The organism is Enterobacter sp. 296B2, assembly GCF_034106185.1.
Lineage (GTDB): Bacteria > Pseudomonadota > Gammaproteobacteria > Enterobacterales > Enterobacteriaceae > Enterobacter > Enterobacter cloacae_N.
The window spans coordinates 58,645-79,837 of the sequence record NZ_JAWNCA010000008.1; the positions used below are offsets into that span (position 1 = coordinate 58,645).

21 protein-coding genes are annotated in these 21,193 nt (G+C 57.1%); 9 read left to right on the plus strand and 12 right to left on the minus strand.

Going from position 1 to position 21,193, the window contains the following annotated elements:
* Positions 1-18: 18 nt before the first annotated feature.
* Positions 19-1,752 (plus strand): potassium/proton antiporter, encoded by a 1,734-nt coding sequence (locus tag URZ40_RS08205; RefSeq protein ID WP_116339286.1) that lies wholly within the window; start codon positions 19-21, stop codon positions 1,750-1,752.
* A 48-nt stretch (positions 1,753-1,800) separates the two neighbouring features.
* Here URZ40_RS08205 and dadX read toward each other — a convergent pair whose 3' ends face one another.
* Both dadX and URZ40_RS08215 read right to left on the minus strand, forming a co-directional pair.
* Entirely contained in the window at positions 1,801-2,871 is a 1,071-nt protein-coding gene (gene dadX / locus URZ40_RS08210; protein WP_320720296.1) for a catabolic alanine racemase DadX, read from the minus strand.
* A 9-nt stretch (positions 2,872-2,880) separates the two neighbouring features.
* Positions 2,881-4,179 (minus strand): D-amino acid dehydrogenase, encoded by a 1,299-nt coding sequence (locus URZ40_RS08215; RefSeq protein WP_116339282.1) that lies wholly within the window; start codon positions 4,177-4,179, stop codon positions 2,881-2,883.
* A gap of 321 nt (positions 4,180-4,500) precedes the next feature.
* Between URZ40_RS08215 and URZ40_RS08220 the strand changes: the two genes are divergently transcribed.
* The gene (locus URZ40_RS08220) at positions 4,501-6,033 is read left to right on the plus strand and encodes a SpoVR family protein (protein WP_100170101.1); all 1,533 of its coding nucleotides are present in this window, start codon (positions 4,501-4,503) and stop codon (positions 6,031-6,033) included.
* Positions 6,034-6,146: 113 nt separating this feature from the next.
* Here the strand turns inward: URZ40_RS08220 and fadR are convergent, their stop codons facing one another.
* Positions 6,147-6,866: a fatty acid metabolism transcriptional regulator FadR gene (fadR, locus tag URZ40_RS08225; protein WP_023336056.1), complete on the minus strand. Its 720-nt coding sequence runs from the start codon at positions 6,864-6,866 to the stop codon at positions 6,147-6,149.
* Between the two features lie 199 nt (positions 6,867-7,065).
* Here fadR and nhaB point away from each other — a divergent pair, with 199 nt between their 5' ends.
* Both nhaB and dsbB read left to right on the plus strand, forming a co-directional pair.
* Entirely contained in the window at positions 7,066-8,604 is a 1,539-nt protein-coding gene (nhaB, locus tag URZ40_RS08230) for a sodium/proton antiporter NhaB (RefSeq protein WP_320720298.1), read from the plus strand.
* Positions 8,605-8,650: 46 nt separating this feature from the next.
* On the plus strand, positions 8,651-9,181 hold the full coding sequence (gene dsbB, locus URZ40_RS08235) for a disulfide bond formation protein DsbB (RefSeq protein ID WP_320720299.1): 531 nt from the start codon (positions 8,651-8,653) through the stop codon (positions 9,179-9,181).
* 33 nt (positions 9,182-9,214) lie between these two features.
* On the opposite strand, the gene URZ40_RS08240 is transcribed toward dsbB, so the two are convergent.
* The 3 genes from URZ40_RS08240 to URZ40_RS08250 all read right to left on the minus strand — a co-directional run bounded on the left by URZ40_RS08240 (position 9,215) and on the right by URZ40_RS08250 (position 10,731).
* Positions 9,215-9,655 (minus strand): YcgN family cysteine cluster protein, encoded by a 441-nt coding sequence (locus URZ40_RS08240; protein ID WP_023336059.1) that lies wholly within the window; start codon positions 9,653-9,655, stop codon positions 9,215-9,217.
* A gap of 93 nt (positions 9,656-9,748) precedes the next feature.
* Positions 9,749-10,408, minus strand: coding sequence for a fumarylacetoacetate hydrolase family protein (locus URZ40_RS08245; RefSeq protein WP_116339277.1), 660 nt, complete (start codon positions 10,406-10,408; stop codon positions 9,749-9,751).
* 47 nt (positions 10,409-10,455) lie between these two features.
* Complete coding sequence (locus tag URZ40_RS08250) at positions 10,456-10,731, minus strand: YcgL domain-containing protein (protein ID WP_024909870.1); 276 nt, start codon at positions 10,729-10,731, stop codon at positions 10,456-10,458.
* Between the two features lie 123 nt (positions 10,732-10,854).
* Between URZ40_RS08250 and minC the strand changes: the two genes are divergently transcribed.
* Genes minC through minE form a run of 3 tightly spaced genes read left to right on the plus strand, consistent with a single transcriptional unit; the run spans position 10,855 to position 12,668 of the window.
* Entirely contained in the window at positions 10,855-11,562 is a 708-nt protein-coding gene (minC, locus tag URZ40_RS08255; RefSeq protein WP_233003056.1) for a septum site-determining protein MinC, read from the plus strand.
* A gap of 23 nt (positions 11,563-11,585) precedes the next feature.
* Entirely contained in the window at positions 11,586-12,398 is an 813-nt protein-coding gene (minD, locus tag URZ40_RS08260) for a septum site-determining protein MinD (protein ID WP_008500505.1), read from the plus strand.
* A 3-nt stretch (positions 12,399-12,401) separates the two neighbouring features.
* Positions 12,402-12,668, plus strand: a complete 267-nt coding sequence (minE, locus tag URZ40_RS08265; protein WP_024909868.1) for a cell division topological specificity factor MinE — start codon at positions 12,402-12,404, stop codon at positions 12,666-12,668.
* Positions 12,669-12,754: 86 nt separating this feature from the next.
* On the opposite strand, the gene rnd is transcribed toward minE, so the two are convergent.
* From rnd to URZ40_RS08290, 5 genes are all read right to left on the minus strand, one after another.
* Positions 12,755-13,870, minus strand: a complete 1,116-nt coding sequence (gene rnd / locus URZ40_RS08270; RefSeq protein ID WP_163329956.1) for a ribonuclease D — start codon at positions 13,868-13,870, stop codon at positions 12,755-12,757.
* 83 nt (positions 13,871-13,953) lie between these two features.
* The gene (gene fadD, locus URZ40_RS08275; protein WP_162874940.1) at positions 13,954-15,639 is read right to left on the minus strand and encodes a long-chain-fatty-acid--CoA ligase FadD; all 1,686 of its coding nucleotides are present in this window, start codon (positions 15,637-15,639) and stop codon (positions 13,954-13,956) included.
* A gap of 203 nt (positions 15,640-15,842) precedes the next feature.
* Positions 15,843-16,424, minus strand: coding sequence for a Slp family lipoprotein (locus URZ40_RS08280; protein ID WP_233003057.1), 582 nt, complete (start codon positions 16,422-16,424; stop codon positions 15,843-15,845).
* A 37-nt stretch (positions 16,425-16,461) separates the two neighbouring features.
* Entirely contained in the window at positions 16,462-17,157 is a 696-nt protein-coding gene (tsaB, locus tag URZ40_RS08285) for a tRNA (adenosine(37)-N6)-threonylcarbamoyltransferase complex dimerization subunit type 1 TsaB (protein ID WP_320720304.1), read from the minus strand.
* Positions 17,158-17,223: 66 nt separating this feature from the next.
* Positions 17,224-19,134, minus strand: coding sequence for an ATP-dependent DNA helicase (locus tag URZ40_RS08290; RefSeq protein ID WP_023325496.1), 1,911 nt, complete (start codon positions 19,132-19,134; stop codon positions 17,224-17,226).
* A 133-nt stretch (positions 19,135-19,267) separates the two neighbouring features.
* On the opposite strand from URZ40_RS08290, the gene URZ40_RS08295 reads away from it, so the two are divergent.
* Positions 19,268-19,612 (plus strand): RidA family protein, encoded by a 345-nt coding sequence (locus URZ40_RS08295; RefSeq protein WP_320720306.1) that lies wholly within the window; start codon positions 19,268-19,270, stop codon positions 19,610-19,612.
* 6 nt (positions 19,613-19,618) lie between these two features.
* Here URZ40_RS08295 and URZ40_RS08300 read toward each other — a convergent pair whose 3' ends face one another.
* The gene (locus tag URZ40_RS08300) at positions 19,619-19,801 is read right to left on the minus strand and encodes a YoaH family protein (protein WP_008500497.1); all 183 of its coding nucleotides are present in this window, start codon (positions 19,799-19,801) and stop codon (positions 19,619-19,621) included.
* Between the two features lie 61 nt (positions 19,802-19,862).
* Here URZ40_RS08300 and pabB point away from each other — a divergent pair, with 61 nt between their 5' ends.
* A complete protein-coding gene (gene pabB, locus URZ40_RS08305; RefSeq protein WP_320720307.1) occupies positions 19,863-21,191 on the plus strand; it encodes an aminodeoxychorismate synthase component 1 in 1,329 nt (442 codons plus the stop codon).
* The last annotated feature ends 2 nt before the right edge of the window (positions 21,192-21,193 follow it).

Here is a 21,193-nt window from a genome sequence, read left to right on the forward strand (position 1 = left end):
GGTGGGAGTAAGATAACATTGGATGCCGCAGCGATAATCAGCCTTTTCATTTTGGGTTCTGTACTTGTAACCAGCAGTATTTTATTAAGTTCATTTTCATCGCGTCTCGGCATACCCATTCTTGTTATTTTCCTTGCCATCGGCATGCTGGCCGGCGTTGACGGCATCGGCGGTATCCCCTTCGATAACTATCCCTTCGCCTACATGGTGAGTAACCTCGCACTGGCGGTGATCCTGCTCGACGGCGGGATGCGCACTCAGGCAAGCTCCTTCCGCGTGGCCCTGGGGCCTGCGCTGTCGCTGGCGACCGTCGGCGTGTTGATCACCTCCGGCCTCACCGGGATGATGGCCGCATGGCTTTTCCATCTCAATCTGATGGAAGGCTTGCTGATTGGCGCAATCGTTGGCTCTACCGATGCGGCGGCGGTCTTTTCCCTGCTTGGCGGTAAAGGGCTTAACGAACGCGTTGGCTCAACGCTTGAGATTGAATCCGGCAGTAACGATCCGATGGCGGTGTTCCTGACCATCACGCTGATAGAGATGATTCAGCAGCACGAGACGGGCCTGAGCTGGATGTTTGCCTTACATATCCTGCAGCAGTTCGGGCTGGGGATTGTCATCGGCCTGGCGGGGGGATACCTGTTACAGCAGACCATTAACCGCATCTCGCTGCCCTCGGGGCTTTACCCTCTGCTGGCGCTGAGCGGCGGGATCCTGATTTTTGCCGTCACCACCGCGCTGGACGGCAGCGGTATTCTTGCGGTTTACCTCTGCGGGTTCCTGATGGGCAACCGCCCTATTCGTAACCGTCACGCCATTTTGCAGAACTTCGACGGGCTGGCCTGGCTGGCGCAAATCGGCATGTTCCTGGTGCTGGGCCTGCTGGTGACGCCATCTGACCTGCTGCCTATTGCCGTTCCGGCGCTTCTGCTGTCGGCGTGGATGATCTTCTTCGCCCGTCCGCTGTCCGTGTTTGCGGGTCTGCTGCCGTTTCGCGGCTTTAACCTGCGAGAGCGCGTCTTTATCAGCTGGGTTGGCCTGCGCGGCGCGGTGCCGATTATTCTTGCGGTCTTCCCGATGATGGCCGGTCTGGATAACGCGCGGCTGTTTTTCAACGTGGCGTTCTTCGTGGTACTGATTTCCCTGCTGTTCCAGGGAACCTCGCTCGGGTGGGCGGCAAAAAAAGCCAAAGTGGTGGTGCCCCCCGTGGGCTGGCCGGTTTCGCGCGTGGGGCTGGATATTCATCCGGAAAACCCGTGGGAACAGTTCGTCTATCAGCTGAGCGCTGATAAATGGTGCGTGGGGGCCTCGCTGCGCGATCTGCATATGCCGGCCGAAACGCGCATTGCCGCCCTGTTCCGCGATAATGTCCTGCTGCACCCTACCGGCAGCACCCGCCTGCGCGAAGGGGATATTCTCTGCGTAATTGGCCGCGAGCGCGACCTGCCCGCGCTGGGCAAGCTGTTCAGCCAGTCGCCTCCCGTGGCGCTGGATCAGCGCTTCTTCGGCGACTTTATTCTTGAAGCCAGCGCCAAATTTGCGGATGTGGCGCTGATTTATGGCCTGGATGAAGGAGCTGAAGAGGGTGATAACCCGCAAACGCTGGGCGAAATCATCCAACAGCGGCTTGGCGCTGCCCCGGTCGTGGGCGATCAGGTTGAGTTTGCCGGGATGATCTGGACGGTTGCCGAAAAAGAAGATAACGCGGTGCGGAAGGTCGGTTTGAGGCCGATGGAAGAGGACGCGGAGTAGCGTTTTTTTACCGGGTGGCGGCTTCGCGTCACCCGGCACACGTACAAGTTACACCGTCACAACCGGCACTCTCGGTGCCAGCGCACACAACAGTTCATAGCCAACCGTTCCCGCCGCGGCCGCCACGTCATCAATTTTGATTTCGTTGCCCCACAGCTCGACCGGAGAACCGATCCCTGCCTGCGGGCATGGCGTGAGGTCAACCGCCAGCATATCCATTGAGACCGTCCCTACCGTGCCCGTGCGAACGCCATCCACCCAGACTGGCGTACCGGTCGGCGCGATGCGCGGGTAGCCGTCGGCATAACCGCCCGCGACGATGCCGATACGCTGCTCGCCCTTCGCCCGGTAGCGGCTGCCGTAGCCTACCGTGTCGCCCGTCTTCAGCGTCTGCACGCCGATGATCTCGCTGCGCAGGGTCATAACCGGCTTCAGGCCGCTGTTGGCGATATCCTGCCACTGCCCTGAAGGAGACGCACCGTACAGAACGATCCCCGGACGTACCCAGTTATAGTGAGCTTCAGGATGCCACAGCGTGGCCGCCGAGTTTGACAGCGAGCGCGGGCAATCGAGCCCTTCCGCCGCCTGCTCAATGCGGACCATGGCATCCACAATGCCGTCCGGTTTTTCCGCATCGGCAAAGTGCGCCATCAGCGTCATTTCGCCGACGTTTTTCAGAGCGCGCAGCTGCTGCCAGACCGTATGAACTCGCTCGGGCTGGAAGCCCAGACGGTTCATGCCGCTGTTTACCTTGAGATAAATATCCAGCGGAGCGTGGAGCTTCGCATCCTGAATGGCTTTAATCTGCCAGTTGCTGTGCACGCTGGTGGTCAATCGGTACTTATCCAGCAGCGGCAGATCGTCCGCGTGGAAGAACCCCTCCAGCAGCAGAACAGGCCCTTTCCAGCCGCGCTCGCGCAGCAGGATGGCCTCTTCGAGATTGAGTAACGCAAAGCCGTCGGTCGCGCCGAGCGCGCTCCAGATACGATCGATACCGTGGCCGTAGGCGTTCGCCTTGACGACCGACCAGACGCGCGAACCAGGTGCTGCCCGGCGAACAATTTGCAGGTTTTCCTTCAGGGCCTGCAGATCCAGCTGAGCCAGAACAGGACGGGACATGACAACTCCTTAGTTATGCGCGCCGTGCAGATGCTGAGGACGCGCTGGCGTGAATCCTGATTGATAGCGCGCAGCACTTAAATCGTCAAACGGAATTGCCGGCGTGCGCCCGGAAATCAGGTCGCTCAGCAGCTGGCCCGATCCGCAGGCCATCGTCCAGCCGAGCGTACCGTGTCCGGTATTGGTCCACAGGTTTTTGAACGGCGTGCGCCCGACAATCGGGGTGCCGTCCGGCGTCATCGGACGCAGGCCGGTCCAGAACGTCGCCTGCTCAACAAAACCGCCGCGCGGGAAGAGATCGCCCACCACCATCTCCAGCGTTTCACGACGCGGCTGCAGCAGTTCGGTGTTAAAGCCGACAATCTCCGCCATGCCGCCGACGCGAATACGGTTATCAAAGCGGGTAATGGCGATTTTGTAGGTTTCATCCAGGATGGTCGACACGGGCGCCCCGCTCTCCTCTTTCACCGGGATGGTCAGCGAGTAGCCCTTCAGAGGGTAGACCGGAATATCAAGAATGCCTTTCAGCATGGCGGTAGAGTAGGAACCAAACGCCATCACATAGGCGTCCGCCTTGATCACCTCGTCGCCGCACTTCACGCCGTAAATTTTTTCGCCTTCCGACAGCAATTTATCGACAGAGGTGTTGAAGCGGAACGTCACGCCTGCCTGCTCGCACATGTGCGCCAGACGCTGGGTAAAGAGCTGACAGTCGCCGGTTTCGTCGTTCGGCAGACGCAGACCGCCGGTCAGTTTGTGGGCCACTTCGGCCAGCGCGGGTTCAACCTGACCCAGCTGGCTGGCCTCCAGCAGCTGATAAGGTACACCGGCATCTTCCAGCACGGCGATATCGCGGGTGGCGTTTTCATACTGTTGTTCGGTGCGGAACAGCTGCAGCGTGCCGCCCTGACGGCCTTCGTACTCGATACCCGTCGAGGCGCGCAGGGCTTTGAGGCAGTCGCGGCTGTATTCCGCCAGACGCACCATGCGCCCTTTGTTTTCCATGTAGTGGCGGGTGTCGCAGTTGCGCAGCATCTGCCACATCCACTTCAGCTGGAACTGCGTGCCGTCAAGGCTGATGGCCAGCGGCGCGTGACGCTGGAACATCCATTTGATCGCCTTCAACGGCACGCCCGGTGCCGCCCACGGGGCCGCATAGCCGGGAGAGATTTGACCGGCGTTTGCCGCACTGGTTTCAAGCGCCGGGCCGGATTCACGATCGATAACGGTAACCTCATGTCCCGCCTGACTTAAATACCAGGCGCTGGTTACGCCAACGACACCACTTCCCAGTATGACAACACGCATAGCCACTCCATTATGAGCAAAAGAACAATCATCTAATTACAGATTGATAACCTAGTTGAAAATATTATTCAACATATGACTTTTTTATGGTGACTTACCTCACACATCCCCCAGCATCAGGGGACAGGGATAATTTGGGATCTCCTGCTGAGCTTTATTTTTAACCAGCATAAAATGCTGATGCGCACCCTTTTTTTGCCGTATCAAAAACGAGAAATCGCAAAGAAAAAATTTCTGCGCCAGCACGCTTTTTAACACGTTGATCTATGCTTGAAAGGAGGCTCTCCAGACAGAGAGAGCACCCACAACGAGGGCGCGCTAATGGCTACTATTGATTCCCTGAACAAGGACAACACACGTCTGAGCGATGGACCCGACTGGACCTTCGAGCTGCTGGATGTCTACCTCGCCGAAATCGACCGGGTGGCAAAGCTGTATCGCCTGGATACCTATCCCCATCAGATTGAGGTGATTACCTCCGAACAGATGATGGACGCTTACTCCAGCGTCGGGATGCCGATCAACTATCCGCACTGGTCGTTTGGTAAAAAATTCATTGAAACGGAGCGGCTGTATAAGCACGGCCAGCAGGGGCTGGCGTATGAGATCGTCATTAACTCCAATCCGTGTATCGCCTATCTGATGGAAGAGAACACCATTACCATGCAGGCGCTGGTGATGGCGCACGCCTGCTACGGGCATAATTCCTTCTTTAAAAATAACTACCTGTTCCGCAGCTGGACGGACGCCAGCTCCATCGTTGATTACCTGATCTTCGCGCGTAAATACATTACCGACTGCGAAGAGCGCTACGGCGTGGACGAGGTGGAGAAGCTGCTCGACTCCTGCCACGCGCTAATGAACTACGGCGTGGACCGCTATAAGCGCCCGCAGAAAATCTCTCTGCAGGAGGAGAAAGCCCGGCAGAAAAGCCGCGAGGAGTATCTGCAGAGCCAGGTGAACATGCTATGGCGTACCCTGCCGAAGCGTGAGGAGGAAAAAACGATCGCCGAAGCGCGTCGTTATCCGTCCGAGCCGCAGGAAAACCTGCTCTATTTTATGGAGAAGAACGCCCCACTGCTGGAGCCATGGCAGCGTGAGATATTGCGCATCGTGCGCAAGGTGAGCCAGTATTTCTATCCGCAGAAACAGACCCAGGTGATGAATGAAGGCTGGGCGACATTCTGGCACTACACCATTCTCAACCACCTGTATGACGAAGGGAAAGTCACCGAGCGTTTCATGATGGAATTTCTCCACAGCCATACTAACGTGGTGTTCCAGCCGCCCTACAACAGCCCGTGGTACAGCGGGATTAACCCGTATGCGCTGGGCTTTGCGATGTTCCAGGATATTAAACGCATCTGCCAGTCGCCGACGGAAGAGGACAAGTACTGGTTCCCGGATATCGCCGGCTCTGACTGGCTGGAAACGCTGCATTTTGCGATGCGCGACTTTAAGGATGAGAGCTTTATCAGCCAGTTTATGTCACCGAAGATCATGCGTGATTTCCGCTTCTTCACCGTGCTGGACGATGACCGTAACAACTATCTGGAGATCTCGGCGATCCACAACGAGGAAGGCTACCGTGAGATCCGCTCTCGCCTCTCTTCCCAGTACAACCTGAGCAACCTTGAACCCAATATTCAGGTGTGGAACGTGGACCTGCGCGGCGACCGTTCCCTGACGCTGCGCTATATCCCGCACAACCGTGCGCCGCTCGATAAAGGACGTAAAGAGGTGCTGAAGCACGTGCACCGCCTGTGGGGCTTTGACGTGCAGCTGGAGCAGCAGAATGAGGACGGCAGCGTGGAGCTGCTGGATCGCTGCCCGGCGCGGTTGAATACCCTGTAGTGCAGCTTTTTTGCCCGGTGGCGCTGCGCTTACCGGGCCTGCAAACCCCGTAGGTCGGGTAAGGCGTAGCCGCCACCCGACGAAAAAAACCTCTCGTATGAGAGGTTTTTCTTTTAGCGGGTCTGAATCGCTAAATCGCCCGGCAGCGTTTTCTGCATACGGTGCCAGATTTCGCCGGAGTCGTGGCCGTAGCGGCGCACGGTTTCATAAACCTGATCGTGCAGGCCTTCGGTGCAGAGTTTGCTCAGCTTATGGTAGAAGCCCAGCGCCAGGCTGCGGGCTTCAGGATTGGCAAAATAGTGGCGACCAATGCGGGTATAGAGCCCTTTCATGCCGTTGAGGATCAGGCCGTAAACCGGGTTGCCGGAGGCAAACGCCAGGCCGCGGAACACGTTGTAATCGAGGGTGGCAAAGGCATCGGCGTGATCTTCAACTTCATTCGCGCTGGCCAGCACCGCAAGCGCATCCTCCGGATGCTGACGGAAAGCGGTACGAATAAAGATAGTCGCGATGTTGGTGCGCACGGAGAGCAGATTATCAATCAGCTGCGGCACGCTTTCGTGGTCGAGGCGCGCCAGCGTTTCAAGAATGTTCAGCCCCGAGGTTTCCCAGAAGTTATTTACCTTTGTTGGCTTGCCGTGCTGGATCGTCAACCATCCATCACGCGCCAGTCGCTGAAGCACTTCACGCAGCGTGGTGCGAGTGACGCCAATCAGTTCAGAGAGTTCGCGTTCAGCCGGAAGAATGGACCCCGCAGGGAAACGATTATTCCAGATGCTTTCAATGATGTACTCTTCCGCGAAACCCGCCGGGCTCTGCGCCTTAATGACCATAGTGAGATTTCCATTACACAGCTTTTGCAAATTGGACTCATCATACCAGAGGCGCGCAGCGGCAGGTAGCGCGGCAAAGTGAGAAAAGGGGATCGCCGTTTCATTTTTGTGAAATTTACAATGCGGGCTTATCCGCCTCCGGGCCGCGATTTTTGCGTATACTGATGTTTTGTATTACTTGACGGGAAGGACGTCTGTTGTGGAAATTTCTTTTGGGCGCGCGCTGTGGCGCAATTTTTTAGGTCATTCTCCTGACTGGTACAAACTGATACTGCTGGTTTTCCTGGTCGTTAATCCCCTCATTTTTAGTGTGGATCCGTTTATCGCCGGATGGCTGCTTGTGGCGGAGTTTATCTTCACCCTGGCCATGGCGCTGAAGTGCTATCCCCTGCTGCCAGGCGGTTTGCTGGCGTTTGAGGCCGTGGTCATCGGCATGACGTCAGCAGAGCATGTCAAAGCAGAGCTGGCCTCCAATCTTGAAGTGCTCCTGCTGCTCATTTTTATGGTGGCCGGTATCTACTTTATGAAACAGCTGCTGCTGTTTATCTTCACCCGCCTGCTGCTGAGCATTCCGTCAAAAACCATCCTCTCGCTGGCGTTTTGTCTTGCCGCCGCCTTTCTGTCGGCCTTCCTGGATGCGCTCACCGTCGTCGCGGTGGTGATCAGCGTCGCCGTTGGATTTTACGGCATTTATCACCGCGTGGCCTCCTCTCGCCCGAGTGATGATTTGCAGGACGATAGCCACGTCGAGGCGCATAACCGCGACGTGCTGGAACAGTTCCGCGCATTTCTGCGCAGCCTGATGATGCACGCGGGGGTCGGTACGGCGCTGGGCGGCGTGATGACCATGGTGGGCGAGCCGCAAAACCTGATCATCGCGAAAGCGGCAGAATGGCATTTTGGCGAATTTTTCCTGCGCATGGCCCCCGTCAGCGTGCCTGTGCTGGTCTGCGGGTTAGCAACCTGCATTCTGGTCGAAAAATTCAGACTGTTCGGCTACGGCGCACAGCTGCCTGAGCCGGTCCGCAATGAACTGCATAAATTTGACGAGCAGAGCCGCAAACAGCGCACGCGCCAGGAGATGCTGCGTCTGATTGCCCAAGGGATCATCGGCATCTGGCTTATCGCCGCGCTGGCGTTGCATCTTGCCGAAGTCGGGTTGATTGGCCTCTCCGTCATTATTCTTGCGACCACCTTTAGCGGGGTAACGGACGAACATGCTATCGGCAAAGCCTTTACCGAAGCCCTGCCTTTTACCGCGCTGCTGGCAGTCTTCTTTGCGGTCGTGGCGGTGATTATTGACCAACACCTGTTCGCACCGATTATCGCATTTGTGCTCCAGGCCTCGCCGGACTCGCAGCTTACGCTGTTCTATTTATTTAACGGTCTGCTATCCTCTATTTCCGATAACGTCTTTGTCGGGACGGTGTACATCAATGAGGCCAAAGCGGCGATGGAGCAAGGGATTGTCAGCACCGGGCAATTTGAACTGCTGGCGGTGGCCATCAACACCGGAACAAACCTGCCCTCAGTTGCGACACCGAACGGCCAGGCGGCATTTCTCTTCCTGCTGACCTCGGCGCTGGCGCCGCTCATACGACTTTCTTATGGGAGAATGGTCTGGATGGCGCTGCCGTACACGCTGGTGCTTACCGCTGTTGGTTTGCTGTGCATCAAAATTACTCTCGTTCCCTGTACGCAATGGCTGTTACAAGCGGGTATACTTGCGGCGCATTAAAATTCGTTTACACTGCGCTTTCTAAGCATGTTCCAGGGAAATGATTATGTTGAGATTTTTAAACCAGTGCTCCCGCGGTCGCGGAGCGTGGTTGTTGATGGCCCTGACCGCCTTTGCGCTGGAAATGGTTGCGCTGTGGTTCCAGCACGTAATGGGACTCAAGCCCTGCGTGCTTTGCATCTACGAGCGCTGCGCACTGTTCGGCATTATGGGTGCTGGCCTGGTGGGTGCGATTGCCCCGAAAACGCCGCTGCGCTATGTGGGTATTGCAATCTGGCTGTACAGCGCCTGGAAAGGGATTGAGCTTTCCTGGCAGCACACCATGATGCAGCTGCATCCATCACCGTTTATGACCTGTGATTTCGCCGCCCGCTTCCCGAGCTGGCTGCCGCTGGATAAGTGGCTGCCGCAGGTGTTTGTCGCATCCGGTGACTGTTCTGTACGTCAGTGGGAATTCCTGACGCTGGAGATGCCGCAGTGGCTGGTGGGGATTTTTGTGGCCTACTTCGTGGTGGCGCTGCTGGTGCTGATTGCTCAGCTGTTCAAACCGAAGAAACGCGATTTGTTTGGAAGGTAAAAGCAAAAACCCGCCTCGGCGGGTTTTTTATTCTCACCGATTCGGGTGATTCATAATGTGGTCTTCCCAGTCCCGCACCTCAGACTCTTTCACCGCAATGTGGCGCACAGAGATACGCTCGCCGTGCATCGCCGCTTTTGAACCGGTCAGTAGCGGATGCCATTTCGGCAGATCTTTTCCTTCCGCCAGCAGACGATACGCGCAGGTATGCGGTAACCACTCAAAAGTCGGCAGATTTTCACGGGTTAACTTGATGCAGTCCGGCTCGTACTCGAAGCGGCGTTCGTAATTGCGGCACTGGCAGGTTTTAATGTTCAACTGCTTGCAGGCAACGTTGGTGAAATAGATCTCGTCGGAGTCCTCATCCATCAGCTTATGCAGGCAGCACTGACCGCAGCCGTCGCACAGGGATTCCCATTCCGCGTCGGTCATGTCGTCAAGAGTTTTGCTTTGCCAGAAAGGGATGTCGTTCATCAGGATGTCCACACGTCAAAAGAAAGCGCACCTTATAACGAGTCTGGCACGTTGTTGCAAGTTTTGCCGCCCTCTTCAGGCGGCAAGCTTCGGTTACAGCACGCGGGTTTTTAGCGACAGGCCGTTAAAACCGACCTCAAGCTCATCCCCGCTGGCGAGCGGGCCCACGCCTTCCGGCGTGCCGGTGAGGATCACATCGCCCGGCTTCAGGGTAAAGAAACGGCTCATGTAGGCGATCAGCGGCACAATCTTGTGGATCATGTCCGCCGTAGTGCCCTGCTGGCGAACCTCGCCATTCACCTTCAGGCTGAGCGGGGTATCCTGCGGATCGTTAGTAAATTCACTCACCGGAACGAATCCTGAAATCGGACATGCGTTATCAAAGCCTTTGGCTTTTTCCCACGGCTGCCCCGCTTTCTTCATTTTGCCCTGCACGTCACGCAGGGTCAGATCCAGCGCCACGCCGTAACCGGCAATCGCTTTCTCGACATGCTCTTCGGAAGCCTGGCGCAGCGTCGCGCCGATCAGCACCGCGAGCTCCACTTCGTGATGCACCGACCCCAGCCCCTGCGGCAGCGCCAGCGGCTGGCGGATGTCGCACAGTGCCGTCTCGGGCTTAATAAACAGGACCGGCTCTTCTGGCGTTGCGCTGCCCATCTCCTGAATATGCTTAGCATAGTTGCTGCCCACGCAGACCACTTTGCTGACGGGATAATCCAGTAATGCACCTTGCCAGTTATGATGTTGATACATGCTCGACCCCTAATCGGTTGATGTGTTATGCCCGAAAACAGCTGAGGCTATTTTTTCCCGTTCGCCTCGAGGTGCTGTTTTAATAAATTCTCAGGCGGCGGTGGAAGCTGTAAATAATAGCCCTGCTCGGCTAATGCCGTTTTCACTTTTTCCAGATCGGCATTCACCAGTTTCTTACGGCCGTCCAGCGGCAGCAGCATCGCCAGCTGTGGTCGGCCAAAGTTCTTCATTAATTCTTCCGGCACGCGTGAAAAATCGTCTTTCTTTTCGACATAAAGATAGGTCTGGTCACGGCTTGTACTTCTGTAGATCACACAAAACATGTTTTTACTCTGAATTAATGGGTGGTTGCTTGCCTCAATATACTCCTGACTATAACATGCCTGATACTCTTCGGAATATCGCAGCGAATGGCTGCGGTTAATAGCAAATTGAGTAAGGCCAGGATGTCAAACACGCCCATCGAGCTTAAAGGCAGTAGCTTCACCTTATCAGTGGTACATTTGCATGATGCAAAACCCGAGGTTATTCGTCAGGCGTTAGAAGACAAAATCGCCCAGGCTCCCGCCTTTCTGAAGCACGCCCCTGTTGTTATCAACGTCAGCGGTCTTGAGGCGCCGGTGAACTGGAAACTTCTCCAGCAGGCGGTCTCCTCAACCGGGCTGCGTATTGTCGGCATCAGCGGCTGCAAAGATACCGAGCTGAAAGCAGAAATTGAGCGCGCGGGGCTACCTCTTCTGAATGAGGGCAAAGAAAAAGCCCCACGTGTAGCGCCAGCTGCCGTGCAAACGCCCCCTCCTGCGGCGCAAAACGTTACCGCTCTCACAAAAACGCGAATGATTGATGTGCCGGTTCGTTCCGGTCAGCGCATTTATGCACCAAACTGTGATCTGATTGTTACAAGCCACGTCAGCGCTGGCGCAGAGCTGATTGCAGATGGCAATATTCACGTATACGGTATGATGCGTGGACGTGCGCTCGCAGGCGCAAGTGGCGATCGGGACGCGCAAATATTTTGTACTCACCTGACGGCGGAACTGGTGTCCATCGCAGGTGAATATTGGCTGAGCGACAAGATCCCAGCCGAATTTTATGGCAAAGCGGCTCGCCTGCTTCTGGCAGACGACGCGTTGACCGTTCAACCGTTGAATTGATCCCTTTTTAACAAGGAATTTCTATGGCACGCATTATTGTTGTTACTTCGGGTAAAGGAGGCGTTGGCAAGACCACCTCCAGCGCGGCCATCGCTACTGGTTTGGCCCAGAAGGGAAAGAAAACCGTCGTTATCGACTTCGATATCGGTCTGCGTAACCTCGACCTCATCATGGGATGCGAGCGTCGCGTCGTGTATGACTTCGTGAACGTCATTCAGGGCGATGCCACGCTGAACCAGGCGCTGATTAAAGACAAGCGCACCGAGAACCTCTATATCCTCCCGGCCTCTCAGACGCGTGACAAAGACGCCCTGACCCGTGAAGGGGTGGAAAAGGTGCTCGACGAGCTGAAAAAAATGGAGTTCGACTTCATTGTCTGCGACTCCCCTGCTGGCATCGAGACCGGTGCCCTGATGGCGCTCTACTTCGCTGATGAAGCGATTATCACCACCAACCCTGAAGTCTCCTCCGTGCGTGACTCAGACCGTATTCTCGGCATCCTCGCCTCCAAATCCCGTCGTGCGGAAAATGGCGAAGATCCGATTAAAGAGCACCTGCTGCTGACCCGCTATAACCCGGGTCGCGTAAACAAAGGTGACATGCTGAGCATGGAAGACGTGCTGGAGATCCTGCGCATTAAACTGGTTGGCGTCATCCCGGAAGATCAGTCCGTGCTGCGCGCGTCTAACCAGGGCGAGCCCGTGATCCTTGATACAATGGCAGATGCAGGTAAAGCGTATGCGGATACCGTTGACCGTCTGCTGGGAGAAGAACGTCCTTTCCGCTTCATTGAAGAAGAGAAGAAAGGTTTCCTCAAACGCCTGTTCGGAGGATAAGTTATGGCATTACTGGACTTTTTTCTCTCGCGGAAAAAGAACACCGCCAACATCGCAAAAGAACGTCTGCAAATTATCGTTGCGGAGCGTCGTCGTAGCGACGCCGAGCCTCACTACCTGCCGCAGCTGCGCAAGGACATCCTGGAAGTGATCTGTAAGTATGTACAGATTGACCCGGAGATGGTGACGGTGCAGCTGGAGCAAAAAGACGGGGATATTTCGATACTGGAGCTGAACGTGACGCTACCGGAAGCGGAAGAGTCTCGTTAAACCGTTTGTGGTTTTGTAGGCCGGGCAAGCGTAGCGCCGCCCGGCAATCTCCCCGGTGGCGCTACGCTTACCGGGGCTACAATTCTTTAGCGTGGGTATGCTTCCAGCAGCGTATTCAGGCGATCGGCCATCAATTCCCCGCGCCAGCCCGCCATCAGTTCCGGCACGCCATTCTGCGGTTTTAGCTTCCAGTGCCAGTTCAGCAGCTGGTTAATCTGCCTGCGTGACGCCAGCAGTTCTGCACTCAGTTTGCTTTCCGTTGCGGCATCCTGCACCAGCGCTTTGATATCCTTAAACGCTTTGCGGTAGCCCGGCATATCCATCAGATTCAGCAACGGCTCAGGCAGCGCCTCTTCCGGAAGCTCCTGCGCTTTGGCGACGAGGGCCAGCAGGGTTTTACCGTGGAAGCGGATCTCGCTCCCCGAAAGCCCGATGCTGTCCAGTTCTCCCAGGCTGCCCGGCATATAGCGTGCGACCGCCCAGAGATGCTCTTCGCGAACCACGAAGTTAACAGCCAAATCGCGTTCGCGCGCTTTGCGTAAGCGCCAGTCGGCTAACAGTTGGAGGCACGCCAGCTGACGCGTACGCAGCTGCCAGGCGTTGCTGATGTCGCGCCAGGCTTCTTTCGGATCAACCACTTCCTGACGACGCTGCTGTGTCATACGGCACTCGTCCAGCGCGGCTGACAGCCAGCCGGAGGCTTCCGCCTCTTTCATCAGCTGTCCGGCAATCGGCAGCAGGTAAAACACGTCTGCCGCCGCATATTCCAGCTGGCGCTCGGTAAGCGGACGCGCCAGCCAGTCGGTACGGGATTCACTTTTATCCAGCGTCAGGCCCGTGTACTCCTCCACCATGGCGGCAAATCCCCACGACAGCGGACGACCGCTGAACGCCGCAAGGATCTGCGTATCAATCAGCGGCTGAGGCATGATGCCAAAGGTATTCAGAAAGACTTCCAGATCTTCACTGCCCGCGTGCAGGTATTTCGTTACCGCAGTATCCAGCAGCAGGTCACGCATCGGCGCCCAGTCGGTAATGCCGAGAGGGTCGATCAGCGAGACGTGCTTACCGTCGTACATCTGAATCAAACCCAGCTGTGGATAATAGGTGCGAGTACGGACAAACTCGGTATCCAGAGCGATGGCAGGAAAGTCGCGCGTTACTTCGCACAGCGAAGCCAGCTCGTCGTTGGTCGTGATCATCTGGTAATTCAAATCGGATTCTCTTTTGTTTGCGCCCATAAAAAACGCCGGCTTAACCGGCGTCTGGGCGATTAACGTGAAGCTCAGGCCTTATTGTCTACTTTGGCACGGGCTTCGTCACGTAATTCTCGTCGTAATATCTTCCCGACGTTGGATTTCGGCAGCTCATCGCGGAATTCCACCAGCTTCGGTACTTTATAGCCCGTCAGCTGACGACGACAAAACGTTATCAGCGCTTCCTCGGTAAGAGAAGGATCTTTCTTGACCACAAAAATCTTCACCGCTTCACCGCTGCTGCCGGAAGGGACGCCGACTGCCGCCACTTCCAGCACGCCGCTGTGCTGCATCACCACGTCTTCGATCTCGTTCGGGTAGACGTTGAAGCCGGAGACCAGGATCATATCTTTTTTGCGATCGACGATGCGCAGGAAGCCTTCGTCATCCATCACCGCAATATCGCCGGTGTGCAGCCAGCCGTCTTTGAGGATCTCGTCGGTCGCATCAGGGCGCTGCCAGTAACCCAGCATCACCTGAGGCCCTCTGACGCACAGCTCGCCTGGCTCACCGTGCGGCACTTCGTTACCCTCATCATCCACCAGCTTTGCTTCCGTGGACGGCACCGGCAGGCCGATGCTGCCGCTATGGTAGTCGATATCGTGCGGGTTGACGCTCACCAGCGGCGCGCACTCCGTCAGGCCGTAGCCTTCCAGCAGATATTGCCCGGTTAACTTCACCCAGCGCTCGGCCACCGCCTGCTGAACCGGCATGCCGCCGCCCGCAGAGAGATGCAGCGTGGAGAAATCGAGCTGCTGGAACTCTTTGTTGTTGAGCAGCGCGTTGAACAGGGTGTTCACTCCGGTCATGGCGGTGAACGGATATTTCGCCAGCTCCTTCACCAGCCCCGGGATATCGCGCGGGTTGGTGATCAGTACGTTTTGCCCGCCCAGTTCGATAAACAGCAGGCAGTTCATGGTCAGCGCGAAAATGTGATACAGCGGCAGCGCGGTGATCACCAGCTCTTTGCCCGGATGGAGCAGCGGCCCGTAGGTGGCATTGACCTGCTCAAGGTTCGCCAGCATGTTGCGGTGTGTAAGCATCGCCCCTTTGGCCACGCCGGTTGTGCCGCCCGTGTATTGCAGGAAGGCCAGGTCTTCTGAGACCACTTCCGGCTTGACGTACTGCATGCGATAGCCCGCATGCAGCGCGCGGCGGAAAGAGATAGCGTCCGGAAGATGGTATTTGGGCACCAGACGTTTGACGTATTTAACGACAAAGTTAACCAGCGTCCCTTTAGCGGTGGAAAGCTGATCGCCCATGCGCGTCAGGATGACGTGCTTCACCTGGGTTTTGTCGACCACTTTTTCCAGGGTATGGGCAAAGTTAGAAACAATCACAATCGCCACCGCCCCGCTGTCGTTCAGCTGGTGTTCCAGCTCGCGCGGCGTATAAAGCGGGTTGACGTTGACGACAATCATCCCGGCACGCAGGATGCCGAACAGCGCCACCGGGTATTGCAGCAGGTTCGGCATCATCAGCGCGACGCGATCCCCTTTTTGCAGCCCAAGCCCTTCCTGCAGATAAGCCGCAAACGCCCGGCTACGCTCCTCAAGCTTACGGAACGTCATCACCTCGCCCATATTCACAAACGCGGGCTGGTCTGCGTAACGTCTTACCGAGTGCTCAAATAATTCAACCAGGGATTGATAACGGTCAGGATTGATCTCCGCAGGCACATCTGCGGGATAACGGTTAAGCCAAACCTTTTTCAATGCATCACCTCTGAAATGAGTGTTCGTCGTCATCACAGCCCCGATAATAAACAGTTTGTTAACATTATATTAACTCAGCGTACCAGTTTATTAATTGTTCAGATTGCAGGTTGCGAAGCGCGTCACTCTTTTTTTTCGTTTTATCCGTAAAAAAACAGAGACAGCGGCTGAGCCGCTGTCTCTTTCCTAATAATAACAGTAAGTTACTCAGTTACGATCGTTTGCACCTGTGCAGGGCCCGGGTTATACCATCCCCATCCCGGATAACCGTAACGATAAGGATGTGGACCCCACATCCACGGATCGATTGGCTGAGGCGGCATCACCACCTGCTGTGCGAGCCGCCAGCGCTTATAGCCGTTCACCTGCATGGTCATAAATTTGTACGGCGTGTTGCCGATTTTGCCCTGCACCGAACCGGTAATCGGTCCGACGACGGTCACCAGCTGTCCGCGAAAATCGACCGGATCGAGGAAGCCATTCACGTCAGCATAGATACGCCCGCGAGAGGCTTCACCGAGGACGGGCCGCGCGCCGCTATCGAGCGGTACGGTGGCGATTTCCAGACGGGTTTTCCCCTGCTGGTTCTGCACGTCGATCACTTTCCCGCCAAAGCGGGCTTCCTGGCCGACGTAAAGCTCGGGCGCATTCATCACCCGAACCAGATCCTGCTGTGGCGTCGGGCTGCTGCCCTTGATCGCATCAGGTACGGTTACGCAACCGCTCAGTGCTATGGCAACCGCGCCTGCCATAAAAAGGCGTACTACTTTAGTCTGAACCGCCATGATGCGACTCCTTTTTCTCAGTTCCTGTTACTGAGATTCACTCGCGGCCCGGAAGTTTCTTCCACGCGACGGTGTTTCGCAAATAAACCGGTTCCGCATGTTCAACGGCAACGGTTTTTCCTTCCGCAAGCATCTGACGGGCAATCGGGAGCATATCTTCTGCCGCCGGCAGGAGCATGTTGCCGTCCACCAGCGTCACGCCTGTGCCGCTCGCCATCTCCGGCCACGCCGGCCAGCCCGTGCCGACCGTCGCCCACTCGCCGGACAGCTGCTTCAGGCGTTCAGTCACGGCTTCAGGCTTAAGCACCGCTTCCGTCTCTTCGCCGTGCCAGACGCCGTTTTCATCGCGGGTATATTCCGCCCAGTAAACTTCGCCCATGCGGGCATCAATAGCGGCGAGCACGCGGGTCGCGCCCGTCATGCGCCAGGCCCCCTGCGCCATCGTGGCGAGCGTAGAGACGCCGATCATCGGCAGATCAGCGCCGAGCGCGAGCCCCTGCGCAATACCAATGCCAATACGTACGCCCGTAAAGCTGCCGGGACCGCGGCCAAAGGCCAGGGCATCGAGGTCGGTTAAGGCGGTATTGCCCTGGGTTAAAATGGCTTTTACCAGGGGCAGAATACGCTGGGTGTGTTCCCGGGGACACTCTTCGAAATGGGCAGAAACAGCACCGTCGTTCAACAGAGCAACAGAGCAAGCCTCTGTCGCGGTATCAATAGCCAGAATTCGCATTAGTCGTCGCGCTCTCGCAAGGGTCAGTCACAAAATGGCGCGCATCTTAGCACACTCCGGGGCGAATTACTCCGCCGTTGGGTTTGCCAGAAAGCGCACCGCGCGTTTAATGTCCCGCGTACGCGGGGCGGGCGGCAGGCTGGCGAGGAAGGTCGCACCGTAAGGACGCATAACCAGCCGGTTATCACAAATGACCAGCACGCCGCGATCGGTGACGTCGCGGATCAGACGCCCTACCCCTTGCTTCAGGGTAATGACCGCATCCGGTAGCTGAACCTCGTCAAACGGATCGCCCCCGCGCAGGCGGCAGTCCTCCATCCGCGCTTTAAGCAGCGGATCGTCCGGCGACGTGAACGGCAGCTTATCGATGATCACCAGCGAGAGCGTGTCGCCGCGCACGTCCACCCCTTCCCAGAAGCTGCTGGTCGCCACCAGCAGGGCGTTACCGGCGCTGACAAACTGCTGGAGCAGCTGCCCTTTGCTGGTTTCCCCCTGCAGCAGCACCGGCAGGGTCATGGTGGCGCGAAACTGCTCGGCGAGGTCGCGCATCATGGCGTGTGAGGTGCAGAGCATAAAGCAGCGCCCGTTGTTGGCCTCAATCATCGGCTTGAGCATCGCCGCGAGAAGCCGCGCCGCACCCGGCTGGTTCGGCAGCGGCAGATTGCGCGGCACGCACAGCAGCGCCTGCTTTTCGTAATCAAACGGGCTGGGCAGCAGCAGTGATTCCGCCTGCTCAATGCCGAGGCGCTCGGTGAAGTGGTGCAGATCGTCATTGACCGACAGGGTGGCGGAGGTGAAGATCCAGCTTCCCGGCTTCTGCGCCATCACCTCTTTGAATTTATCGGCCACCGTCAGCGGCGTGAGCGCCAGGGTAAAGTGGCGCGAGGTACATTCGTACCAGTAGCTGTACCCAGGCTGATTGATCTCTTTCAGCCGTTTCAACCGACCGCGATACAGCGTGGCGCGCTCGAAGGCGGCGTCAAGCAGCGCCGAGCGTCCGAGGGACAGCTTCGCCACGTCGTAGCATAGTTCCAGGGCATCATCGAGCAGCAGCAGCGCACGCTGGATATTTTTGTCCGCCAGCAGCTCGCGCAGGTTGCCGCGATAGCCCGGCTCGCCTAGCTGTAAGCGGAAATCCTGAGCGCTTTGCGCCAGGCGGTCGGCGCACTTCTGCAGCTGCTGGGTATCTTTGAGTTCGGTCCGGTAGGCAATGGTGAAATCTTTTGCCAGATCCTGAAGCTGGCGGCTGGAAAGCGACTGGCCGAAATACTGGCTGGCGATATCCGGAAGCTGATGGGCTTCATCGAAGATCATCACATCCGCCTCCGGGATCAGCTCGCCGAAACCGCTGTCCTTAACCACCATGTCCGCGAGGAACAGGTGGTGGTTCACCACCACAACGTCTGCATCCATCGCGGTTTTACGCGCTTTCACCACAAAGCAGTCTTTATACAGTGGGCAGTCGCTGCCGAGGCAGTTGTCGTTGGTGCTGGTTACCAGCGGCCAGGCCGGGGAATCTTCCGGCACGCTCGCGCAGGTGCTGATATCGCCCTCTTCAGTCTGGTTCGCCCAGGCGCGCAGAATAATGACGTCGCTCAGGGTTTGTACCGGCAGATCGCCACCCGCCAGCGCCTGCTGTTCAAGTCGCTCCAGGCAAAGGTAGTTTGAGCGCCCTTTCAGCAGCGCCAGGCGTCCTTTGTATTTCAGCGCTTTTGCTACGGTAGGCAGATCGCGGCTGTAGAGCTGATCCTGCAGCGCTTTCGATCCGGTGGAAATAATCACCTTCTTTTTCGCGCGCAGCGCAGGCGCAAGGTAAGCATAGGTTTTACCCGTGCCGGTTCCGGCCTCGACCACCAGCGGCTGAGCCTTATCGATGGCGCGTGCAACGGCGTGCGCCATCTGACGCTGAGGCTCACGGGGCTTGAAGCCGGGGATCGCCTGCGCTAATTGACCTTCAGGGGAAAAATCGTCTGCCACGTTGCTCTCTCACTGTATTTTTGCACAGGGATTATGTCAGCCCATCCTCTCCTGTGCCACCCCAAATAGTGACGACAGTGGAACAATATGGCAGTCTTGCCGCCTGACGACGAAAAATAACGAGGAAACGTTTATGACAATTGTGCGCATTGATGCCGAAGCCCGCTGGTCTGATGTGGTGATCCATAACCAGACGCTCTACTACACCGGCGTACCCGCTAACCTGGACGCGGACGCGTTCGAACAAACGGCTAATACCCTGGCGCAGATTGATGCCGTGCTGGAAAAACAGGGCAGCGACAAATCCCAGATTCTGGATGCGACCATTTTCCTGGCCAATAAAGATGATTTCGCGGCGATGAACAAAGCCTGGGATGCGTGGGTAGTGGCGGGGCACGCACCCGTACGCTGCACCGTACAGGCCACGTTGATGAAACCGGAATATAAGGTTGAGATTAAGATTATCGCGGCAGTTTAAGCCCGATTACTCTTCATCTTCATCCTCGAAACGCGCCACGATCCGCTCGCCGGTATGCGTGGCGCGCAGTTCTTCCGCCACCTGGGAAATCGCCTGTCCGCTGCTCATCCCCTGGGACATCAGTTCCTGGATTCGCTCAACAGCTTTCTGCTGCTGTTCATGGCTCAGAGAAGGTAAACCTGCAAACATCGTCAACTCCTGCTAAATTATTCGCGCTAATTATTTCACGCTGCCCGGTAGTATGCCACACATGAACATGCGCTTCCCCACTGTTATTACCTTGCCCTGGCGTGCAGACGCCGCTGAATTCTGGTTTGCCCGCCTGAGCCATCGTCCGTTTGCAATGCTGCTGCATTCCGGTCATGCGGACCACCCCTATAGCCGCTTTGATATTCTGGTGGCCGATCCGGTGAAGACGCTGACAACCGATGACCTGTCGTTAACGGACGATCCGCTGGTGCAGCTTCAGCAAGCCATTAACGCACTGGGCTTATCTGCCACACCGAATCCGGACCTCCCCTTTCAGGGGGGCGCGCTGGGCCTGTTTGGTTACGATCTGGGTCGCCGTTTCGAAACGCTGCCGGAGCATGCGCAGGCGGATATTTCCCTGCCGGACATGGCCGTGGGGCTGTACGACTGGGCGTTAATTGTCGATCACCAGAAAAAAACGGTCTCCCTGCTGAGCCATAATGACGTGCAGGCGCGTCTGGCCTGGCTTGAGGCGCAGCAGCCTGCCCCAGCCGAGGCATTTACCCTGACCTCCGGCTGGCGCTCGAACATGACCTCAGCGGAATACGCCGAAAAATTCGCGCGCGTTCAGTCGTATCTGCAAAGCGGCGACTGCTATCAGGTTAACCTCGCCCAGCGTTTTCAGGCGACGTATCAGGGGGACGAGTGGCAGGCCTTTATCCGTCTCAATGCCAGCAACAGGGCGCCGTTCAGCGCGTTCGTACGTCTGGAACAGGGGGCGGTCCTTAGCCTGTCGCCGGAGCGCTTTATTCATCTCGCGGAGGGCATGATTCAAACCCGCCCGATTAAAGGCACGCTACCGCGTCTTGCCGACCCTGATGCCGATCGCCGGCAGGCGGAAAAACTCGCCGCATCACCGAAAGATCGTGCCGAAAACCTGATGATTGTCGACCTGATGCGTAACGATATTGGCCGGGTCGCCGAGCCAGGCAGCGTGCGCGTGCCGGAACTGTTCGTCGTCGAGCCTTTCCCGGCGGTGCATCATCTGGTCAGTACCATTACCGCGCGTCTGCCCGCCTCTCGCACCGCCTGCGATCTGCTCCGCGCCGCGTTTCCGGGCGGCTCCATCACCGGCGCGCCAAAAATTCGCGCCATGGAAATCATCGACGAGCTGGAACCGCACCGCCGCAACGCCTGGTGCGGCAGCATCGGCTATATCAGCCTGTGCGGCACCATGGATACCAGCATTACCATTCGCACGCTGACGGCCTGCGGCGGCAATCTGTACTGCTCTGCGGGCGGCGGCATTGTGGCGGACAGCCAGGTCGAGGCGGAATATCAGGAAACCTTTGATAAGGTCAACCGTATCCTGAAACAACTGGAGAACTAACG

Excerpts from the sequence above, each read along its gene's own strand:
- minE (WP_024909868.1), top strand. The coding sequence starts at position 12,402 with ATGGCATTACTGGACTTTTTTCTCTCGCGGAAAAAGAACACCGCCAAC.
- URZ40_RS08280 (WP_233003057.1), bottom strand. The coding sequence starts at position 16,424 with ATGGCGGTTCAGACTAAAGTAGTACGCCTTTTTATGGCAGGCGCGGTT.
- URZ40_RS08295 (WP_320720306.1), top strand. The coding sequence starts at position 19,268 with ATGACAATTGTGCGCATTGATGCCGAAGCCCGCTGGTCTGATGTGGTG.
- dadX (WP_320720296.1), bottom strand. The coding sequence starts at position 2,871 with ATGTCCCGTCCTGTTCTGGCTCAGCTGGATCTGCAGGCCCTGAAGGAA.
- URZ40_RS08215 (WP_116339282.1), bottom strand. The coding sequence starts at position 4,179 with ATGCGTGTTGTCATACTGGGAAGTGGTGTCGTTGGCGTAACCAGCGCC.
- tsaB (WP_320720304.1), bottom strand. The coding sequence starts at position 17,157 with ATGCGAATTCTGGCTATTGATACCGCGACAGAGGCTTGCTCTGTTGCT.
- URZ40_RS08250 (WP_024909870.1), bottom strand. The coding sequence starts at position 10,731 with ATGTTTTGTGTGATCTACAGAAGTACAAGCCGTGACCAGACCTATCTT.
- URZ40_RS08300 (WP_008500497.1), bottom strand. The coding sequence starts at position 19,801 with ATGTTTGCAGGTTTACCTTCTCTGAGCCATGAACAGCAGCAGAAAGCT.
- pabB (WP_320720307.1), top strand. The coding sequence starts at position 19,863 with ATGAACATGCGCTTCCCCACTGTTATTACCTTGCCCTGGCGTGCAGAC.
- URZ40_RS08220 (WP_100170101.1), top strand. The coding sequence starts at position 4,501 with ATGGCTACTATTGATTCCCTGAACAAGGACAACACACGTCTGAGCGAT.
- dsbB (WP_320720299.1), top strand. The coding sequence starts at position 8,651 with ATGTTGAGATTTTTAAACCAGTGCTCCCGCGGTCGCGGAGCGTGGTTG.
- fadR (WP_023336056.1), bottom strand. The coding sequence starts at position 6,866 with ATGGTCATTAAGGCGCAGAGCCCGGCGGGTTTCGCGGAAGAGTACATC.
- minD (WP_008500505.1), top strand. The coding sequence starts at position 11,586 with ATGGCACGCATTATTGTTGTTACTTCGGGTAAAGGAGGCGTTGGCAAG.
- URZ40_RS08245 (WP_116339277.1), bottom strand. The coding sequence starts at position 10,408 with ATGTATCAACATCATAACTGGCAAGGTGCATTACTGGATTATCCCGTC.
- rnd (WP_163329956.1), bottom strand. The coding sequence starts at position 13,870 with ATGATCACGACCAACGACGAGCTGGCTTCGCTGTGCGAAGTAACGCGC.
- URZ40_RS08240 (WP_023336059.1), bottom strand. The coding sequence starts at position 9,655 with ATGAACGACATCCCTTTCTGGCAAAGCAAAACTCTTGACGACATGACC.
- minC (WP_233003056.1), top strand. The coding sequence starts at position 10,855 with ATGTCAAACACGCCCATCGAGCTTAAAGGCAGTAGCTTCACCTTATCA.